The sequence below is a fragment of the Labilibaculum sp. K2S genome (assembly GCF_030372765.1).
Taxonomy (GTDB): Bacteria; Bacteroidota; Bacteroidia; order Bacteroidales; family Marinifilaceae; genus Labilibaculum.
In genome coordinates, this window is the sequence record NZ_JAUCMW010000012.1 from 72,537 (window position 1) to 94,141 (window position 21,605).

Sequence of the window (21,605 nt, forward strand, 5' to 3'; positions counted from 1 at the left end):
TTAGTCTATTTTAAAACTATTTTTTTCCCAAATAGATTTGGCTTTATCCTCATTTAAAAAGGCAACGAATGCCTCCAGTTTTTTATCTGAATTTATTTTGCCTGCACCGAAATAAAGTATTGGATCACAATCTGTCACAGCAAATTCATAAACTGTTCTCACTTTTTTAGATTTCTTTGCATCTGATAAATATACCATCCCCATTTCAACCTCTCCCATCTCAACCATAAAAAGGGCATCTCTAACATCCTTAGCAGGTAATATTCGTTTGGCAAATTTATTTTCCCATGAATTGTTTATCATGATTTGCCTGGCATACTTACCTGCTGGAACATGAGCAGGATCGCCAATGGAAATTCGACCTTTGAATAAATCGGGGAAATTAACTATCGAAACAGAATCCAGATACAAATCTGTATTCTCGATGGGTACAATAGCCACCATTCTATTTTCAACCAGGCTCCGAATCGAATTTCGATCAACCAATTGTAAAGAATCCAAATAATGCATCCACTCCCTGCTGGCCGAAACATAGTAATCGAACTCAGCACCACTTTCAATTTGTCTGGCCAATATACCCGACGACGCAAAATTCAGACGAACACTTATTCCTGTCTCCTTCTTAAACTCCTGGGCAATTTCATTCATCACATCAATAACGCTTGCTGCCGCAAAAACACTAATCGAGTTAGTGGATTTATTGTGAGATGAGCAGGATAGTAAAAAAACAAATAGGAGCAAAAAGAGATACTGTTTCTTCGATTTCAGCAATAATTTCATAAGACATTAGATTAGTTGGGGTTTGAAGACATGAAAATAGCAATTTTTCCTAAGATTAAAGCTTTCCATAATTAGATAGAGCATGGAATTAAAATTGGAGATGAACGTGAAATCCGGTCAAACCTAACGCATCAAGATATTGCAAACCTTGCTGCCACAACACGACAAGCACTTACATCTAACTTTTAATGAGTTAGAACAAAACGGTATTATCACTTACGATAGAAGAAAAATTCTTAATAAGAAAACCAGAGGAATTGCTGCAGGCTTTTTGCAGACTAAACATTCAAAAATCAGCCTAAAACCTGTTAGTTTTTTTTCATTCGTAATTCTTCCAAACGCGAACGTATTGGTTTGTATCTAATTATAAAACCCAGCCCCAATAAACAAACATAAACAAGCCAGTCTTCTTCCAGCAGTATTACATGCAAAACGACCAAACCTGCTGCCACATAAGCCAATTTGTGAAGTTTTTTCCATGCCTTTTTCAATAACTTCATAGACCTTTTATTGGATGTAATCATTAAAGCAAATACAATAATTCCAGCCAAGAATCCGGTTACAAGTTTTACTTCACTAAAAATGGCTAAAAATCCCTCGTACTTGATAAAAAAAGAAAAATGCAAAAGGGCATAAACACCTGTTGTTATACCAATTGCCTGACGGGTACGCAAATTGCTTGTCCATCCAAAAAGAATACGTACAGGTGTACACATTAAAATGGCTATCAGAAAACGAATGCCCCATTTTCCTGTAGTATGAATCGCATATTTAATACCAGGTATTGCATCAACATCCATTTTCTCAGCTAGTTCGGGAGATAATTCGTAATCATCAAAAATGAGAAAATCATAATTGTTATTCTCAAAATTAAAATTTGCCAATTCGTACAAGCTTAACAAAGGAACAAACGCAATGATGCAAACTAAAATCCATCCCCTGTTTTTCTTCAGCCAATTCATATAAAACTCAAAATTAATAACGCAGAATCTCTTTCCAGAGGTAATATAAAATCAAAAAAAGCCCAAAACAGCATGTTAGGCTCTTTTCAATAAGTAAAGATGGGGAAAAAACAAGAGACGATAAATACCAACATTTAGGTATTAAAAAAAAGGAAGGAATTACCCGACACGGCTAATTTGCTTTAGTTTATCCATATCCAGTATTGAAATACAACGACCATTTATTTTTATGATCTTGTCAGATTCAAAACCGCAAATCTGCTTCGACACACTCTCACGACTGGTTCCAATCATGCAAGCAATTTCTTTACGGCTTAGTGGCAAAATAAAATTCGGAGAATTAAAAATCACACATGAAAAATACAAAAGAGCATCGGCAACTTTGCCAAAAATCTTTTTTTGATGCTGATCGATAAAACGATGATAATTCCTCACACTATCATTACATACCGAAGACAATATTTCATAACCAAACCTTCCATTTTCTTTAATAAATGTTGAAAAAACAGGAAGCTTGATATAACAAACAGTTACATTGGTTAAAGCCATGTAAGAATAGTGAGTTATATTGTCACTAAAGATAGAATGTAAGCCCAAATAAGAATGAGGCTTAATAACCTGCAGAATATATTCCTGATGCCGATCCCCCTTTCCATATTCTTTCACAAGACCACTTCGCAGGTATACAACATGATCGGCCCAAGCACCTTCCGACAATATTATCTCTCCCCTCTCAAATGAAACTTCATGGTAGTTATCACTCAACAAAGACAAGTCATCACTAGAAAGCATTTGAACAGCACAGGATTTGTCTGTACAAGTTTCACAATTCGAAAAAACTGAGGTATTAGACTGTAGTAACATAATGATGTAATATATCTCACAAATATATGATAAAACATTCACAATAAGCAATTATTACACCCGTAACTTCGACTGTAACTTTACAGTAAACGAAAAAATCATAAAAAAAAACAATCCTCCTTAGCTCAATATCATTTATTGATTATGTAATACTTTACCTTTGGATGATCAGCTTTTGAGTTGGGAGCTCAGGATAAATTTTACTGCGGATTCTATTGCAAATTTGCGCTGTCTCTTGTGTTTTTCTTTTGTTGGTGTGCTGCTCTTTTCAAAAGGTTTTTTCATTAAAAAACAACTCGAAACACTTAGGACTAGTTATCTTGACTTATAAAAAAAGGATCGACTGTTCAGTCGATCCTCTATTACTTCTATGAAATTAGATTATTACAAACCTAAATTCTTATTCTTTATCACTTCATCCTGAAGTTTCCTTGCTAATTTTTGCTCACGTACAAGAGCATTCTTACGATGAGTATCGAATTCCTCACGTACATCTTCTAAGGTTTCTTTGGTTTCTACTGTTACAACATTACTTCTTTTAAATAGAAAGAAGCACAAACCGGCAATCGCAAGCGATCCCAAAATAAAAACCCACATAATGGTATTATAAGTCGATTTTGGCAGTTGCATTCCCAACAGACTCATACTATCTTTAGAATTAATCGTTTCTTCCAATTGATTTTTTACTGTTTGCAATTCTTTTTTTAGAGAAGCAATTTCTGTATTTTGATTTTCAAGTAAAGATTTTGTATCCGACAAATTCTTTTTTACTAAATTCAACGAATCGGTAACATTCGACTGAAATTTATCTAAAGAGCTGATTTTAACGACTTTATAATCCTCGTAACGATTGGATTTTGTCATCATATAATCAAACTGCTCTTTAATGGTTCCTTCATCAAGATAAGCTTTTACAGGCTTTCTTACGACAGGTTTCACAACTTCTGGAGTAGTAGCCTCCTCCTGCTTCTTCACTTCTTTTTTTACTTCGGCAGAAGTTTCTGTTGTCTGTGCATATATTGCAGATGAAAACAAGATGAAAAGAACGATTGAAAATAATGTTTTGTACAACTTCATTGGGATTCTTTTTGTTTTAATTCGTTTCTCAATTACAAAGAAAACGATATTCGACTTATAAAATTGTTAGTTTAGAAAATATTTCTTAAACTTATTTATGCTGAATTTCTACTGGCATTAATATTACCATAAAGTGATCGAATAACCAAGTTTTGCAGTATATTATATTTATTTTGATCAATATTTCCAGATAAATCCATCTCACGGATTTTCATCAGCGCAAATTGCTGAATACATATTAAAGGCAATACAATCTCTTCCCGCAAATGAATCGAATCCTTTAATTCCAGTGATAATTCCATAATCTCCTCTTGTCCGGATACTTCCAATAACATATCAATACTTAATTGATATTCCTTATAAATCCAATTCCAAAATTCACCAAATTCTTCATCTTTTTTCATGTACTGTGTTAATGAAAAATAAGATTTACTTATTGACTGCATACTATTTTCAACCAAAGTTCTAAAAAACAGAGAATTCTGATACAGACTCTTACATCCTTCCATTCGTCCTTCTTCTTTCAACCTTTTTATGGATGCTCCAACACCAAAAAAACCGGGTACATTTTGCTTCATTTGACTCCAGGCTCCTACAAAAGGAATTGCCCGCAAATCTTCAAAATTTAACGCCGCTGATGCATTTCGTTTACTGGGGCGACTACCTATTTTTGCTTCTCCATAGTATTTCAAAGCACTCATTTTCTCGAGATAAGGCACAAACTTATCCGATGATTTAAATCGTTGATATTCTTCCAAACTATATTGTGAAAGAGCCTCCATTATTTCTCTGTCCTCTGTGCAAAATTGTTTACTTTGATCCTCGAACAAACGGTTTTCCAATCCGGCGGTAATCAGTAATTCCTGATAATATTTAGCCGAAGCTTTGGTTCCAAACTTCGAACTAATCGTCTGACCTTGAATGGTTACCTGTATTTCCTGATTTTCGATATTATTGCCCAGAGAAGAATAAAATTTGTGAGTATTCCCTCCTCCCCGTGCCGGAGGCCCTCCGCGTCCGTCAAAAAAGACAACTACAATTCCCTTTTCGCGTGCCAATCGGGTAATATTTTCTTTTGCTTTATAAATGCTCCAATTTGCTGAAAAGTAACCACCATCTTTTGTTCCGTCAGAAAAACCAAGCATAATGGTCTGCTTCTTTCCTCTCGAAACCAAATGCTGATAGTATATCTTATTTTCAAACAGCTCCCGCATTGTATCATCCGCTTTCGACAAATCATCAATCGTTTCGAATAATGGCACAATATCTAATGGTAAAGAGTCTTCCCAGGCACAAAGCTTAGCCATGGCATAAACCCGGGCCACATCAACAGAAGTTTGACAATTACTGATAATAAATCGATTACAGGCCAACTCTCCATTTCTTTCCTGAATCTCTTTTATGGTGGGAAAAACACTTATCGTATCTCTACTCACCTCATCTTCTGTTTTAAAATAGCTAACCGATCCTTTTACTTCAAATAAACTCTCAAGAGCAGTATTTCTAATTTGCTTATCCAATACCGAAGAAGATTTGCGCAAAACATCAAAAGCTTTACCAATAATCCTGCTATCCTGTCGGATATCTATATTTGCAAAATAAATCCCGAACAGTTTTACCTTATTCTGAAACTTCCTCAACAAATCAAGAAAGAAACCATCGTGTTGCTCAATTAATATTTTCTCAATTTTATTCAAACAATCATTAATCTCAGCAAGAGTAATTCCTGGCCCCTTATCACTATCATTCAAAGAAGTAAGAACCCTTTCTTCCAAATCAACAATTAACTCATGCACACCTTTAAAGCTTAATCGCCTGCGCAAAAGTCTCAAATCTTTATAATAATTCGAGAACAAAATATATCGAAGTCTTTCAGCAACTTTCAGTGTTGTTTCGGTGTTTACATAAGGGTTTCCATCGCGGTCGCCTCCCGGCCAAAAGCCAAACGAGATCACAGAACCAGCCTTTTCATTAGAAAACTCCTCATTTTTCAGTAATTCCGAATATAAATCTGAAGCCGATTGATAAAATATATTCTCAAGATACCAGCTCAAACTTTTTGCCTCATCATAGGGCGTAGGGCGTTCCTTCTTAAAAAACGGTGTTTTTCCCAACTGGGTGAGCAATAGCTTAATTTGAAGTAAATCGCTTTTTTGAATGGCTTTTATTAAATCATTGATAATGGAAAGAACAGTGCTGGGGTAAAATTGTGTAGGATGAGCTGTTAACACAACCCGCACAGCAAATTTCTCCAAATCTTTTTTAAACCCCTCCGATTTACCCGTTTGTTTGATCTTCGATTTTAGTGTTTTCAAACTTCCGGCTCCATCTAAATCATTCATTTTATCAAAAACTGCATCTTCCACTGCATCCAGCAAAACCACCTGTCGTTCAATGTAATGAATCACCCGAAACATGAAATCAAATTCTTCCTTTTCAGTTTTAAAGGAGGTTTGCTTCTCAAAAAAATCATCGAAAATTTCAACCGGTGATTTTCCTGTCTCTAATCCCTTAGAGCATTCTTCTTTTAAAATGGGAATTAAAATTCCCGTTTTATGAATACCATCCAACGGCAGTGTCAAAAATATACTGTTGTACAATTTGTACTTTAAATCAACTTCATTTTGGAATTTCTCTGATCTCATATAATTATATTTCTTCCCCGTTCATATATATCAATTAATCGTATTAAGATAGGAAAACAGATTGAGATTAACGAGGTGATAAACTATTAAAAAAAATAACTGCTGCTAGCAGAGAACTGTTGCATTCACAACAATTCAACCTCTTTATCAGCAAGTAAAAAATCTCAAAAAACTTCACTCTGTTTTAAAATAATTACAGCAGATAAATTGTATCTTTAAACTTGTTGCATCAACAACTTACTTCCTAATCCGGAACTCTTATATCGCTTATGATTAAACATCTTAAAATAGTTGACTCGGATCCCATGTTGTACGATTATCAATATGTGATTCAAAAAAGATTAAACGCGGCTTCTCAAAAGGAAAAGGAACTAACAGAAACTACGCTTTCATCCTTTGCCAACGGCCATCTTTACTATGGTCTCCATCGGGATTCTGAAAATTGGATTATCCGGGAATGGGCGCCAAATGCCGATAAAATGTATCTTATTGGTGAGTTTTCGAACTGGAAAGAACAAGCGAACTATCAATTCGAGAAAATTGCCAATGGCAATTTTGAGTTGAAACTGCCGTTAGCTTCACTGCAACAAGCTGATTTATATAAATTACTGATTTATTGGCCGGGAGGAAAAGGAGAACGTATTCCTGTTTGGTGCACACGAGTAGTACAAGATCCGGATACGCTTATTTATTCTGCTCAAGTATGGCAAAACGAAAAACCTTTTGAATGGAAATTTGATGCCAATAGAATTAAATATACATCGCCGCTTATTTATGAAGCCCATATTGGAATGGCTACTGAAAAAGAAAGCGTTGGTACTTATAAGGAATTTAGTGAACTCGTATTGCCCAGAATTCACCGGGCCGGATACAACACCATTCAATTGATGGCCATTCAGGAACATCCGTACTATGGTTCTTTTGGATATCATGTTTCCAGTTTATTCGCAGCTTCATCCCGCTTTGGAACGCCCGAAGAATTGAAACAACTAATTGATGCGGCGCATTCCTTAGGCATCATGGTAATTATGGATATCGTTCACTCGCATGCAGTAAAAAATGAACTGGAAGGCATTGGTAATTTCGATGGTTCGCCATACCAGTTTTTTCATGCCGATGAACGGAGAGAACATATAGCATGGGATTCCCTTTGCTACGATTATGGGAAAAATGAAGTCCTTCACCTTCTGTTATCAAATATAAAATACTGGTTGGAAGAATATCATTTCGATGGATATCGTTTTGATGGTGTTACAAGCATGCTCTACTACGATCATGGTTTATCGAAAGATTTTACCAGCTATGAAATGTATTTTGACGGCGGACAAGATGAGGATGCAATTTGCTACCTGAGCTTAGCCAACAAGTTGATTCACGAATACAATCCCAATGCAATTAGTGTTGCGGAAGAAATGAGCGGATATCCCGGCTTAGCATCTTCTTTGGAGGATGGAGGAATGGGGTTTGATTTTAGATTAGCCATGGGAATTCCCGATTATTGGATCAAACTGATTAAGGAAACCCATGACGAAGACTGGAATGTAGGCAATATCTTCTACGAATTATCCAATAAGCGAGCCGAAGAAAAAACCATTAGTTATGCAGAATCTCATGATCAGGCTTTGGTTGGCGATCAAACGCTTATTTTCCGTTTAATTGAAAAGTCAATGTATGACAGCATGGACAAATCAAGCGTAAACTTGGTGGTCGACCGTGGAATTGCTCTTCATAAATTGATTCGATTGTTGACCCTTTCCTGTTCTGGAAACGGCTACCTAAATTTTATGGGAAATGAATTCGGACATCCGGAATGGATTGATTTTCCCCGCGCAGGAAACAATTGGTCCTACAAACATGCCCGACGCCAATGGAGTTTGGTCGACAATCATCTCTTACGTTTCGAAGATCTAAATGAGTTTGACAGGGATATGATCGCACTGCAAAACAGAGAGGAATTCATTCACGAACCTTATATCAATTGTGTTCAATCCGATCAGCAAAATCAAGTTTTGGCTGTTCTGAGAAAAGATTTACTTTTCGTTTTCAACCTCAATCCAAGCGAATCATTTACCTATTACGGAATTCCTGCAAAATCAGGTAAATACCAACTTGTACTTAATTCAGACGAGAAAAAATATGGTGGCTTCGATCATGTGGATGGCAGTCATCTTTACTATTCCAAACCCGAAGCAACAATGTCGAAAAACCACAGGGTATACCTCTATTTACCAAGTAGAACCGCACTGGTATTCAAGTATATTCCATCAAAAAGCATCTTTTAAATATGAGCGTTAGTAAACCAATTATATACCAATTGCTTCCCCGTTTATTTGGAAACAAAAACACGAAGCCTGTTGTTGATGGCTCCCGAAGTGAAAATGGAACCGGAAAGTTCAATGATATCAGCAACACAGCTCTTCAGGAAATTAAAAAACTTGGAATTACCCATATTTGGTATACCGGAATCATCGAGCATGCGATTGTTGAAGGATATCCAGATGCTGGAATTCCAGATGGAAACCCTTTAGTGATTAAAGGAAAAGCCGGCTCTCCATATGCAATTAAAGATTACTACGATGTGAATCCGGATTTGGCTGAGGACGTAAATGAAAGAATGCAGGAGTTTCATAATCTTGTTGCGAGAACTCATCAGAACGATATGAAGGTGATTATCGATTTTGTTCCCAATCATTTGGCCCGGGAATATCATTCGGATACAAAACCGGAAAGTATTCTTGATTTTGGTGACGAAGATGATGGCAGTAAAGCATTTTCGGCCACTAATAATTTCTACTATTTACCGCACCAACAATTGCATCTGTCTGATGAAATTAGAAATCGGTTTCCCAATACAGATTATCAGGAATATCCTGCAAAGGCAACAGGAAATGATCAATTTACTGCACATCCGCAACTAAACGATTGGTACGAAACCGTTAAGCTAAATTATGGTGTCGATTATCAGAATGGACACTCTACTCATTTTCATCCAATTCCAGATACCTGGCTGAAAATGAAAGATATTTTGCTCTATTGGGCAAAAAAAGGAATTAATGGTTTCCGATGTGATATGGCGGAAATGGTACCCGTGGAATTTTGGCATTGGATAATTGTCGAAATAAAATCAGTATTTCCTGATCTCCTTTTTATTGCCGAAGTATACAATCCTTATTTATACGAAACTTATATTAAAAACGGAAAATTCGATTATTTGTACGACAAAGTAGGTTTGTATGACACTCTTAAAGGAGTAATTCGCGGAGAACGTGCAGCAAGAGATATTTCACAATGCTGGCAATCCTTAAATAATCTGGATGAATACATGCTTCGGTTTCTGGAGAATCATGATGAACAAAGAATTGCTTCGCCCTATTTTGCTTCCGATCCTATTAAAGCCCTTCCGGGGATGATGCTGTCGCTTTGCATGCACCGTGGACCTTTGATGATTTATTCAGGACAGGAATTTGCCGAAACAGGAATGGAAATATCCGGCTACAGTGGATCCGATGGACGATCTACCATATTCGATTACTGGAACTTACCCGAACATCAAAAATGGATGAATCATGGCAAATTTGATGGGGAATTATTATCTGATCAGCAAAAGAAACTGCAAACAGCCTATGGTGACATTCTAAAATACGCACAACTTCCCGCTATTGTTTTTGGTGAATTTTATGATATCATGTGGCAAAACACGGATTCAAACATCTTTAATTCGGATAAAGTTTACGCTTTTCTGCGGCATACCGCGAATCAAAAACTATTAGTGATTTGTAATTTCGATGATCACACGCAGCATTTGCAAGTAAAAATACCAACACATGCACTGGAAACAATGAAGATTCCACGTCCGGTAGAATTGTGTTTTGTTAATAAACAATCAAATGCTGAGCATAGGTTTACCTGCGAAGAAGCATCTGAAAAAGGATTGTCTCTAAACATTTCAGGCTATCAATATCTTCTGTTCGAAATTAAAAACTAAAAAAATCACTGATTTATATGCTGTTATTGCAATTAATTGAGTGAATAGATCGTAATATCATCAGTAATTGTACTACGTTTACACAATTTTTAAAAATCAACTGCGAAATAAACATTGCTTAGGAGTTTGACCTTGGTTTTGCTAAACGCGAAAAACAAATAAGGAATGTTAAAAAACGAATTAGAGCTGATCATATCAGGTCAAAAAATATCAGTAAACAGACCAGAACCAATTGTTGCAGATATCGAGGTGGTTCCCTACAAAAAACGTATGGATCCAATGGATGCTGTAGATGCTCTTATTGAAGGTTATTCGGTTTTAATTGTTGATTACTATAGCAGCGGACTTGCTGTACTTAGTGAGTTAAAAAAACATCTGGAGAAAAAATATACAGATCAATCATTTAGAGGACAACGTGAATTGCGCACAGCTTATCGCGGACTTTCTCATAAATTACTTTTGCACATAACAAACAACAAACTCTCGGTAAGAAAAGCTCCGGAAATTGGCTGGTTGGAAACACTATATCCCGATTTCAATGAATTCCTGCTGCCATTTTCTCAGGTTCAAGGATTAAACAGTTCATGGCAATGGTACGACAAAGGTATTTTCATTCCTGTAATTGACAGAAAAATACATCCGTTCTATGGCACTTACTTCCCAACCCGATTCGAACATTTAAAACTATTCGACAAATGGTTGGAACGTTACAAGGGAGAAAAAAAATCTGCCATTGATGTCGGAATTGGCTCTGGTATTTTAAGCTTTCAACTGTTGAAGCATGGTTTTCAGAAGGTTTGTGGTACCGATAACAATCCAAATGCAATTATTGGCTTAACACAAAGTCTGAAGAAAAGTAAACTGACCTCGAAAATAGAACTTTTATTCGGAGATTTATTTGCCCAAAACGACAGCAAATCAGATTTAATTGTATTCAATCCGCCATGGTTGCCGGCATCAAACAAATCGGAAGGAATTGATAATGCTATCTACTATGAAAAGGATTTATTCCCACGTTTTTTCGATGAAGCGAAAAAACACACCAGACGTAATGGCCGCGTTGTAATTTTGTTTTCAAATCTGGCACAAATTACCAATCAGAAGGAAAGTCATCCTATCGAAAAGGAATTGGCTGAAGGCGGTCGTTTTGAAAAAGAATTGCTTTTGCATAAAAAAGTCAGATCAGCTTCAAAGAACACAAAAAGAAATCAAAATTGGCGCCACGAAGAAATGATAGAACTATGGGTATTAAAATTGCTTTAACCAAACACACAAAAAATATTAAATGCCAATTTATTTCGTAAATTTGAAATCACACTTTATAAGTAAAAAATAGAAACTTAATTTTAATTTAAAATATCATGGCTAAGTCACAAGACGCTAAGAAAAACGTTAAAAAGGAATCGACAAAAACGGCGAAAGAAAAAAGAGAAGAAAAAAGAGAGAAAAAAGCTAATAGAAAGTAATTTCATTAGTTCTAAATACAAAAAAAGGCTGTTTCAAAATTGAAACAGCCTTTTTTCATACATATTTTATTCTAAATCCATTTCACGTAATTAAAATCCTGACGATGCGGAAGATTGCAGTTACAGGCATACATTCTCAATCCAAAATCGAAAATTCCCGGATCATTCAACACCAAATCCAAACGATAGAAGGCCAGTGAATCCACCTTACGGTCAAGAATTAATTGTTCTGTACGAATTGGGCCAGGTTTTTGAGCATCTATGGTAGCTCTTATCACCAATTCAACGCAAATATCTTCATCAATCAAATCTTTTAAATCAAGTGCAACTTCTACATGGTAATTTTCACCCGATAAATATTTGTGCTTAGGAGTACTTGGAGCATCAACAGAAACCACTTCAATTTTATCCCATGAAGCAAGAATTTTTTGTTTCCATTTCGCAGTTTCTTTTGCCATTGCATAATTGTTCACTCTCAATTTTAAGACGCGTTTGTACATTTTACTGTAAAAACGATCTTTGTAATCGTCTATCATACGTTTTGTGGTATAATCTGGTGCAATTTCAGCAATACACTTTTTAACGTACTGGATCCAATCAACCGGAATGTTGTTCTCGTCGCGCTTATAATAAAGAGGAATAATCTCGTTTTCGAACATTGAGTAAATTGTCTGTGCATCTAACTCATCCTGAAATGACTGATTATCATAGATTCTTTCTTCTGTTAAAGCCCAACCTGCTCCTTCACGATAGCCTTCTAACCACCATCCATCAAGCACACTAAAATTAAGAACTCCATTCATAACTGCCTTTTCACCCGATGTTCCGGAAGCTTCCAATGGTCGTGTTGGAGTGTTCATCCAAATATCAACACCTTTAACCAATCGTTGGCCAAGTTCCATGTCATAATTCTCCAAAAACAAAATTTTACCTACAAATTCCGGACGACGGGAAACATCAACAATCAGTTTAATTAAATCCTGACCGGCTTTATCTGCAGGATGCGCTTTTCCTGCGAAAATAAATTGCACTGGTTTTTTAGGATTGTTTAGCAGTTCAGACAATCGCTCCAAATCACTAAATAGTAAATGAGCACGTTTGTAGGTAGCGAATCGACGGGCAAAACCAATGGTAAGCGCATTCTCATCTATCGAATCCAGTATGTCAACCAAGGAACGAGGATCCTCATATCTTTTAATCCAGTTTTTTTGAAAACGATTTTTTGCAAAATCAATCAATTTTTTACGCAAAACATTTTTAATGCTCCAGATTTTTTCGTCCGCAACATCGTATATTTTTCGCCAATATTCTTTATTCGACAGATCATTTAAGAATCCTTCATCAAACTCTTCTTCATGCAAGGTTCTCCATTCTTTTGCGGTCCAACTTGGATAATGAACACCATTAGTTACATAACCAATATGCAATTCCTCCGGAAAATATCCCTGATAAAGATTATTAAACATTTCCTGAGAAATTTTACCATGAAGCATACTTACTCCATTCATCGCCATCGAGGTGTTTGCGGCCAAATTACTCATTGAAAATCTCTCGTTGTAATCCAATGGATTTACTCTGCCCAAAGCAAGGAATTGATCCCATCCTAATTTCAGTTTCTCAGGAACATAAGACAGATAATGCTTAATCATATCAGGAGAAAAAGTATCGTGTCCTGCGGGAACCGGTGTGTGAGTGGTAAAAAGAGATGAAGCCCTTACAATTTCCAATGCTTCGCCGTATTGATAACCATCAGAAATCAGATCAATCAATCGTTCCACATTTATAAAAGCAGCATGTCCCTCGTTACAATGGTACAAATCAGGATGGATATCAAGTACTTTAAGAGTTTTAATACCACCCATTCCTAAAAGGATTTCTTGTTTAATACGATAATCCCAATCGCCGCCATATAATTGATCAGTTAAAGAACGGTCTCGTTCATCATTCATTTCAGTTTCAGTGTCCAAAAGATATAAAGAAATTCTACCCACTTCAACCTTCCATATTTTTGCGGTAACCGTTCTTCCTTCCAAAGGAAGGGTAATCGTTTTTGCAAATCCAGAACTATCTCTCACCCTGCTTATTGGTAACTGAGAAAATTTTTGTTCGTCCAGCTCAACCAACTGTTCACCATTTAAAGATAAACGCTGGGTAAAATATCCAAACCGATACATAAAACCAACCGCAACCATATCCACGTTTGAGTCACTGGCTTCTTTTAAATAATCGCCCGCTAATATCCCCAATCCACCGGAATAAATCTTCAGGTTATTATTTAAACCGTACTCCATGCTGAAATAAGCAATTTTAGGTTGTCCTTCTGCCGGTTTTTCGGCCATATAATTTTTGAATTCCTGAATTACAGCAGTATAGCTTTGCATAAAAGACTCATCAGCCGCCAATTCTTTCATTCGCGCACTTGACACTTGCTTAAGTAGTAAAATTGGATTCTTTTTGCAATTATGCCATAACTTAGGATCTACCGATTCATAAAGGTCAATAGCTTTATAATTCCAGCACCACCATAAATTTTTAGATAATTCCTCTAAGCCAAGTAATTCCTTTGGAAGATTGGTCTCAATAATTAATTTCCGCCAACTTATCTGATTGCTTTTTGGTACATTCAAATGATTTTCAACCAAAACCTGCACAGGCGATTCATTTTCCTTTTTCATATTATTTTTGATTGCTAATTCGTAAGCCTTGTAATAATTTCCAATAAAATTCTTCCACAATGCCTTTTTGGCAATGCTGGCTGCATTTTCCCTGCACCGAATTACATTATCCTCCGATTTTGTTGAAAAATTATAGATCTGAGAAGAAATATTTTCAACGACCTCTTTTCTATTGGAGTCATTTCGTTCCACAACAGAAACGCCACCTCTATCTGCTTCCCCAATCATCTGAACCCATTGTCCAAATCCTGATAAAGAAGTTGTAATGGTAGGAACGCTAAAGGCAACACTTTCCATTGGAGTATATCCCCAAGGTTCATAATAAGATGGGAAAACGGACAAATCCAGTCCCATTAAAAGTTCATAATAAGACTTATTAAATATGCCATCCATTCCATCCAGATAGGTTGGCACAAAAATAACTTTAACTCTCTCATCTTCGCCATTACCAAAACCCAAAGACTTGATCTTTTTTAATATCTCATCCTTATCTTCATTACCCAATTTATGAGTTAAATAGGGTGTTTCCAGAAGCTTTTTTTCCGGATATTTAGCTAAATTCTCCTGTAAATCCTTTCGAGGGCCACGCTGATCTCCCGGAATCATAAAGAAAGCTACAATATCACGATCCAAATATTTGTTTGCATTCAATTGAGCCAAAGCTTCTAAAAACACATCAAGACCTTTGTTTTTAAATTCGTAGCGGCCACCGGTTCCTACAAACAATGTATTCTCCTTTATTTCGTACCCAAGAAGCGATTCGGCTACTTTCCTGAATTCTTTTTTAGATTCCTGTCTGGTAATTTCAAGCTGTTCCGAATCAGGTACAAAATCATCTTCGAAACCATTCGGCATCACAACATCTACAGCACGCCCATGAAATTGCCTGCACTCCTTTGCTGTAATATTACTCACTGTTGAAGAACAATCTGCAGCCAAAGCAACACATTTTTCCATTGAACATTTAGCTGTAACATTATACTGTCTTGGCTTTTCAATTGGATTAAAATGAAGCAGATTATCGTACAAGTTTTCATAATTGCTGGCCAATACCCGTCCAAGCATACTTGCATGAGTCGTGAAAATTGTTGAAATATCAGGCGCCTGATCTTTCAAATACAATAGTCCGGCACCTGTCATCCACTCATGAAACTGGGCAACTATTTTATTTTTCGACAAATCATTAAACTGTACAAAACTTTCAATGACTTTACCACTTGCATAACCAAACATTGCGGCATCATGATAATCATCCTGTCCATACAATGACTCCAGTCGGTAAATTTCCCACAACTGACTGTAAATAGTGTCTTTTCGCGCCAAAAAACCCGAAAAATCAATTAAAATCACAATTGGATTTCCCGGTATTTTCCAATATCCAATCCGAACCGATAAGCCTTCCGCTTTCAATTTTGCGCTCCATTCCGGAAACAGTTTTTCGTCTTCCTGAAACTCTTTTTCCCGGTGTTCAGTCTTATTAAAATCCGGCCCAATGTAAATGATCCGATCATTAAACACTGGTTTAAGCGATAAGGCCTTTGTAGAAATAACCGTATGAATTCCACCTACCTTATTGCAAACTTCCCAACTAACTTCAAATACAAAATCCGGAGTTAAATCCCTATTATTCATACCCATAATATGCTTACTAATTACTTTTAGCCAGTAAACCCAGCTAAAGTGTTGACTACTTTAAAATTCAATAAAATACTTTCCATTAATTACTATACAGAAAGTATTTTATTCCTAATTAATTGATCCTGTTTATCGTTTAATTTTAAACGATTAGTTTTTAAGTTCACTCAATTCTCTTTCATATCTGGCAATTAATTCATCCTTTTGTGAAATCTGATATTGCAATTCTTCAGGATCAACAGCTAAACCATCTTTTACAATTTTCAAACGAATCTGGAAATCACTTAACACATTCATATAATTAATAAAAGCATCGTAAGGTGAGCTGTAAGGATTAAAATAAGAATGCACATCACCATCTGAAGCAAACTTGGTACACATATAATAGAAATGATCACTTGCCTGCAGGTATTTCCAATCCTTATTAATTCGATCATCATTTACAACGGCAACATCATCACGCAATGCATATAATTTTCGAAAAGCTTCATCCTGAAGTTTATTGCCCAGCCATGCAGACAAATCACGCTCTTCATCTGCCCATGAAATTACATTGGGAACATGTGCCTGCGCAATTGGGTGAAATTCAGAAGTAAGCTCCGAAGGTGTGGCAAATTTATATTTCGATTTTAAAATAACCTCCTGAGGAAGATGGGCTAAGAATTCAAAAATTCCTGATTCCTTCTTCTGATGTTCTCCGAACGTTTCATAATCCATAAATATATTCACCAAATCTTCTTTATCATCCATTTCATTCAACCATCCAACAAATTTAGTTGTTGTTAACGGCCATTCCTTCCATCCTTCAGATGAAAACCGGAATGAAATATCATCACTTAGTTTGTAATTACGCATTAAAACTTTTAGTTTCGGATTGATTGCGTTACAGTACAAATAATTTGGACTCTTCCAGCCTAAGATGTGCTTCGCTCCTTCTGTTAAAATGGCCTTATATCCCATTTTGGAAACCATTTCTCCAATTTCGTCCGAATAAATCATTTCTGTGTTTCGAAATACAGATGGCCGAATTCCAAAAAGAGCTTCTATTTTATCACTATGGCTTGCAACCTGCTGAATGAACTCATCCTTATTGATTAATGATGCAAGAGAATGAGAATACGTTTCTGCTAAAAACTCAACATCTCCTGTTTTGGCCAGATCTTTAAAAGTATCAATAACTTCCGGAGCATATTGCTCGAGCTGATCCAAAGCAATTCCCGTAATGGAGTATGAAATTTTGAATTTGCCTTTATTGGTTTTCAACAATTCCAAAACAATCTTGTTTGCAGGCAAATAACACTCATCTGCAATTTTTCTCATGATCGACTCATTGGTGTAATCATCGTAGTAGTAATGATCGTTACCGATATCAAAAAACCTATATCTTTTTAAACGTAAGGGTTGATGAATCTGAAAATATAAACAAAGTGCCTTCATAATCTTAATTTTTTACTAATGGTTCTAATAATTTGATTGCGGAAACATAGACATCATGAACATTGACAGCCGCTTTGGCCCACTTCAAATTATCCACTTCCTCTTTACCTTCTTCCTTAAAAACTTCCGAAAGAGCGTTGTATTTAATAATTCCATAAATGGCATCTGCCATTGCATCGATATCCCAATAATCGACCTTTACTGCATGTGTCAGTATTTCGGACACGCCGGATTGTTTGGAGATAATAACAGGCACATTTGATTGCATTGCCTCTAAAGGTGATATTCCAAATGGCTCCGATACAGAAGGCATTACATACACGTCACTTAAAAGGAACATTTTAAACACATCATCTCCCTTTAAAAATCCTGTAAAGTGAAACTTATCGCTGATACCCAATTGTGCTGCCCGATCAACCATCTGTTCCAACATATCACCATTGCCAGCCATTACAAATCGAACATTATCCGTTTTTTTCAAAACCCGATAAGCCGCTTCAACGAAATATTCAGGCCCCTTCTGCATTGTTATCCGGCCTAAAAAAGTCACCACTTTTTCTTTAACACCTTTTTTAATTTTAAGCTTTTCCTCAAAAGAAACCGGTTCAACAGCATTATAAACGGTAACAACCTTACCAGGATCCTGTCCGTATTTTTCGATCACAATATTGCGGGTTAAATTACTCACAGCAATAATTTTATCGGCGGCATCCATTCCCATTTTTTCAATCTCATAAACCTTTGGATTGACCTTTCCTCCGCTTCGGTCGAAATCGGTGGCATGAACATGAATTACCAATGGTTTTCCCGATACCTTTTTTGCGGCTATTCCTGCAGGGTAACAAAGCCAGTCATGTGCATGTATTACATCATGTTCATGATCTGCAGAAATTGATGAAGCTACAAACGCGTATTTATAGATTTCTTCCATAAGATCGGCACCATACTTTCCACTAAATTCAAGTTTCCCATCTTTATCAACTTTAATAAACTTGTTTTTTCCATATAAATCCTGACTCCTGAACGTGTAATATTCATCCGGATCATTGTAAGGAACCAATTGCGATTCCACTTCCAGATAAGTATGCTGAGATTTAAATTTTTCGACATGAGACTGAACCTGTTCGATGGTAACCGAATTGGCTCCAACCAGGCTCATTGTACTCTGATCCTCGTCACCATGAGCTTTTGGCACAACAAAAACAATGTCTAAATCATCAATTTTTGCCAAACCTTTGGTTAATCCGTAACAAGCTGTTCCCAATCCGCCGGAAATATGAGGTGGAAACTCCCACCCAAACATTAGAACTTTCATATACCGCTATTTTAAAGGTGATTGGTTAAACATTTTACTAACTCGAATAATTTCGGCTACACTTAAAGCATATGAGGTAGCTTCATTGGGCAAATGCGGGGGATTCCCATCATAAATCTCCGATATCGTTCCTAATCCACGCTCATTCAAACAATCCTCAAATTCGATCAACCATCTTCGAATTGTTCCCTCTCCTCCTAATTTGTACAATTTCAGATAAGCTTCAGCGAAATGTCCAAAAAGCCATGGATAAACAGATCCGTAATGAAATGCCATATTTCTAATTTCCTCGCTGCCCCTAATCACTCCAATATACTCATGACTGTTAGGCGAAAGTGTTCTTAGTCCCCTTGAGGTCAACAGCTCTTTTTCAATCATATCCAAAACAGCTTTCTTCTGATCATCAGAAAGACAGGAATGAGGAAGTGATACTGCAAATAACTGGTTGGGACGAACAGCCCAGCTCTTATGTGTATCGTCTACATAATCCGACAGGTAAGTTTTATTCCCATCCCAAAATGTATCAATAAATGATTCTTTCAAATTCTCTTTAACTCCTGACCATTCTGCTGTAAAATCTTTATCATTGGCTTCTTCAGCCATTTCTAAAGCAAAACAAAGAGCATTGTACCAAAGTGCGTTAATCTCTACAACATATCCCATTCTACGATTCAGGTATACCCCATGATTCCTAACATTCATCCAGGTTACTCCCTGCTCCATGATCCACAGCAGTCCATTGTCATGCATCTTAATTGCCAGATTAGATCCATGTTTATAGCTCTGCAATATCTCCTTTATCGCTTTGCTGTGCTTTTTCCAAATTTCCTTTCTGTCTGCTCCGGCTTCAATGTATTTTTGCATAGTCCAAAACGCCCACAAGGGAACGTCAACAGAAAACCTTCCTCCGTTTACGGCAGGATCTTTCGAAAAGCGATTGCAAACCCGCTTAAATGCATTATCAAATACCTCCAGAAAAGTTTTCTCATCACCACGTGCCAAAGTCAATCCCGGCAAGGACAAATAAGTATTTCGTTCGCTGGTACTAAACCAAGGGAAACCATTAATAATTCCTGTTCCCTGACCATTCTTTGAAAAGAACTGTACCGCTGAATTTTCCAAACAATTCTCAAAACTATCCCGGATCACCCTCTTCTTTAGTTCCGAAGCAAATTGCTTCGATATTGCGTTGGGGGAAATCTCTTTTGTGCCGGCCGAAAACACAATCGATTCTCCCTTTTTTATATTCATCTCAAAATACCCGGGAACAAACAAATCCTCATGGCAATCGTATCCTCTTCTCTTTTCTTCCTTGTACTCTACATTGTAATACCAATCGGGCACATGAACAAACTCTGATTCAACAGAAGTCTGCATATATAAATATGGGAAATCCTGATACAAACGTATTTTAACTCCATTATTAACAACTTCTGATCTGGTATTAGCATCCATATTGGCTTTGGTTAAGGAATGAATATTCCTAAAAGCCAGAAAAGGCTGTAATCGGATCGTCGTTGGAGAATTTGCCTCAAGCAAAGTGTAACGAACCAAAACGCGCTGTTCTTTTTCTACCAAAAGAAATTCCTTTCTTAAAATCACACCACCTACCCGGTATATTATTGTTGGAGTTGGATCCATGATATATTCACGCACATACTTGTTTCCTTTCGGACTGTATTCGCCTGGAAATTTATGGATTCCCAAATTAAAGGGTGCATCATGCTGAATTATGGTCTCATCCAAAGAGGATAACAGCACATGATTATCACCACCAAAATGATCTATTGGACATATTAATAGTCCATGATATTTTCGGGTATTGCAATTAATAATAGTTGAACTGGCAAAAGAGCCAGCACGATTGGTTCTAATGTATTCTTTTTTTAAAGAATACTCAGTATTCACCAATTGAGCCTTATCAAACTTGAGGTAGTCCATACGCAAACGATGTTAGGATTGATTTACAAATGGTTAGAGAACCATCTTATCATAAAAAAATTGTTGAATTCTCATTAAAGTTATCGATTTTATTCCGAATAATAGCGCCTTGCAGTCCTTTTTTATATTATTTTAATATGAATTTTCTGTTCATTCATAATGCAATTAACATATTCTTTTTTCATCATTTTTCATGCAAACGCTGCCGAACAGAAAAAAATATATTTACAACGTTATAAATGCTTTAAATGATCCAAAATCTGAATATTTAATGAAAAGTTGTCTTCTTAAACATTTCACAGTAAAAACGTTACCCTTATTGCAGAATTTTTTCTTCAATTAATAGAGTTGTATGGTTTTTCTTAAACAATTCTTGAATAAAAAAAATCCTCTGTTCTTCGGTCCGAAAACTTTCGGGATTCCCTTAACAAAGGGAGACAGACTTGAAGCAGTTGGGACACTGCTTGTAAGCACTCCTTTTTGTTCCTCCTCCCCACTTTCTCACTTGTTGTTTCCGGTTTATCTGTCCGCCATCAGTTTTGGGTTGACCGGTGGCGGAACACTTCAAACTTATGGCGGAAAAGATTAGACTTGTGGCGGAACACTTCAGACTTACGCCGGAATACTTCAAACTTGTGGCGGAAAGCCTCAGACTTGTACCAACAAAACAGAGGCTTGTTTGGTAACTGTTCAAATTTAAAAACAGACAAACATAAATTGCAGAATTTAAATCAATCACACACATTCAACTACCACAAATCCAATATTATTGGGCTCACACCTGCCGGTTTGCGTTGCTTAATTTTCAACTACGAACTACAAA

13 protein-coding genes are annotated in these 21,605 nt (G+C 36.4%); 4 read left to right on the top strand and 9 right to left on the bottom strand.

Annotated elements, in window-relative coordinates:
- The 5 genes from modA to QUH73_RS13770 form a co-directional block, all read right to left on the bottom strand.
- A complete protein-coding gene (modA, locus tag QUH73_RS13750; protein ID WP_289531018.1) occupies window positions 1–780 on the bottom strand; it encodes a molybdate ABC transporter substrate-binding protein in 780 nt (259 codons plus the stop codon).
- A 308-nt stretch (window positions 781–1,088) separates the two neighbouring features.
- Window positions 1,089–1,742, bottom strand: a complete 654-nt coding sequence (locus QUH73_RS13755) for a ferric reductase-like transmembrane domain-containing protein (RefSeq protein WP_289531019.1) — start codon at window positions 1,740–1,742, stop codon at window positions 1,089–1,091.
- A gap of 159 nt (window positions 1,743–1,901) precedes the next feature.
- The gene (locus QUH73_RS13760; RefSeq protein ID WP_289531020.1) at window positions 1,902–2,534 is read right to left on the bottom strand and encodes a Crp/Fnr family transcriptional regulator; all 633 of its coding nucleotides are present in this window, start codon (window positions 2,532–2,534) and stop codon (window positions 1,902–1,904) included.
- A 456-nt stretch (window positions 2,535–2,990) separates the two neighbouring features.
- Window positions 2,991–3,683: a hypothetical protein gene (locus QUH73_RS13765; protein ID WP_289531021.1), complete on the bottom strand. Its 693-nt coding sequence runs from the start codon at window positions 3,681–3,683 to the stop codon at window positions 2,991–2,993.
- A gap of 95 nt (window positions 3,684–3,778) precedes the next feature.
- On the bottom strand, window positions 3,779–6,328 hold the full coding sequence (locus QUH73_RS13770; protein WP_289531022.1) for a phosphoenolpyruvate carboxylase: 2,550 nt from the start codon (window positions 6,326–6,328) through the stop codon (window positions 3,779–3,781).
- A 269-nt stretch (window positions 6,329–6,597) separates the two neighbouring features.
- Between QUH73_RS13770 and QUH73_RS13775 the strand changes: the two genes are divergently transcribed.
- The 3 genes from QUH73_RS13775 (at window position 6,598) to QUH73_RS13785 (ending at window position 11,576) form a co-directional block, all read left to right on the top strand.
- Complete coding sequence (locus QUH73_RS13775; protein ID WP_289531023.1) at window positions 6,598–8,610, top strand: alpha amylase C-terminal domain-containing protein; 2,013 nt, start codon at window positions 6,598–6,600, stop codon at window positions 8,608–8,610.
- A gap of 2 nt (window positions 8,611–8,612) precedes the next feature.
- Window positions 8,613–10,313, top strand: coding sequence for an alpha-amylase family glycosyl hydrolase (locus QUH73_RS13780; protein ID WP_289531024.1), 1,701 nt, complete (start codon window positions 8,613–8,615; stop codon window positions 10,311–10,313).
- A 165-nt stretch (window positions 10,314–10,478) separates the two neighbouring features.
- The gene (locus tag QUH73_RS13785) at window positions 10,479–11,576 is read left to right on the top strand and encodes a methyltransferase (RefSeq protein WP_289531025.1); all 1,098 of its coding nucleotides are present in this window, start codon (window positions 10,479–10,481) and stop codon (window positions 11,574–11,576) included.
- 274 nt (window positions 11,577–11,850) lie between these two features.
- On the opposite strand, the gene glgP is transcribed toward QUH73_RS13785, so the two are convergent.
- The 4 genes from glgP to QUH73_RS13805 all read right to left on the bottom strand — a co-directional run bounded on the left by glgP (window position 11,851) and on the right by QUH73_RS13805 (window position 20,782).
- Window positions 11,851–16,086 (bottom strand): alpha-glucan family phosphorylase, encoded by a 4,236-nt coding sequence (gene glgP, locus QUH73_RS13790; RefSeq protein ID WP_289531026.1) that lies wholly within the window; start codon window positions 16,084–16,086, stop codon window positions 11,851–11,853.
- A gap of 153 nt (window positions 16,087–16,239) precedes the next feature.
- Window positions 16,240–17,526: a glycoside hydrolase family 57 protein gene (locus tag QUH73_RS13795; RefSeq protein ID WP_156196473.1), complete on the bottom strand. Its 1,287-nt coding sequence runs from the start codon at window positions 17,524–17,526 to the stop codon at window positions 16,240–16,242.
- 4 nt (window positions 17,527–17,530) lie between these two features.
- Window positions 17,531–18,841 carry a glycosyltransferase gene (locus QUH73_RS13800; RefSeq protein ID WP_156196472.1) on the bottom strand — a complete coding sequence of 437 codons (1,311 nt, stop codon included), beginning with the start codon at window positions 18,839–18,841 and terminating at the stop codon, window positions 17,531–17,533.
- A 6-nt stretch (window positions 18,842–18,847) separates the two neighbouring features.
- Entirely contained in the window at window positions 18,848–20,782 is a 1,935-nt protein-coding gene (locus QUH73_RS13805; protein ID WP_289531027.1) for a glycogen debranching enzyme N-terminal domain-containing protein, read from the bottom strand.
- A 352-nt stretch (window positions 20,783–21,134) separates the two neighbouring features.
- Between QUH73_RS13805 and QUH73_RS13810 the strand changes: the two genes are divergently transcribed.
- Window positions 21,135–21,371, top strand: a complete 237-nt coding sequence (locus tag QUH73_RS13810) for a hypothetical protein (RefSeq protein WP_289531028.1) — start codon at window positions 21,135–21,137, stop codon at window positions 21,369–21,371.
- The last annotated feature ends 234 nt before the right edge of the window (window positions 21,372–21,605 follow it).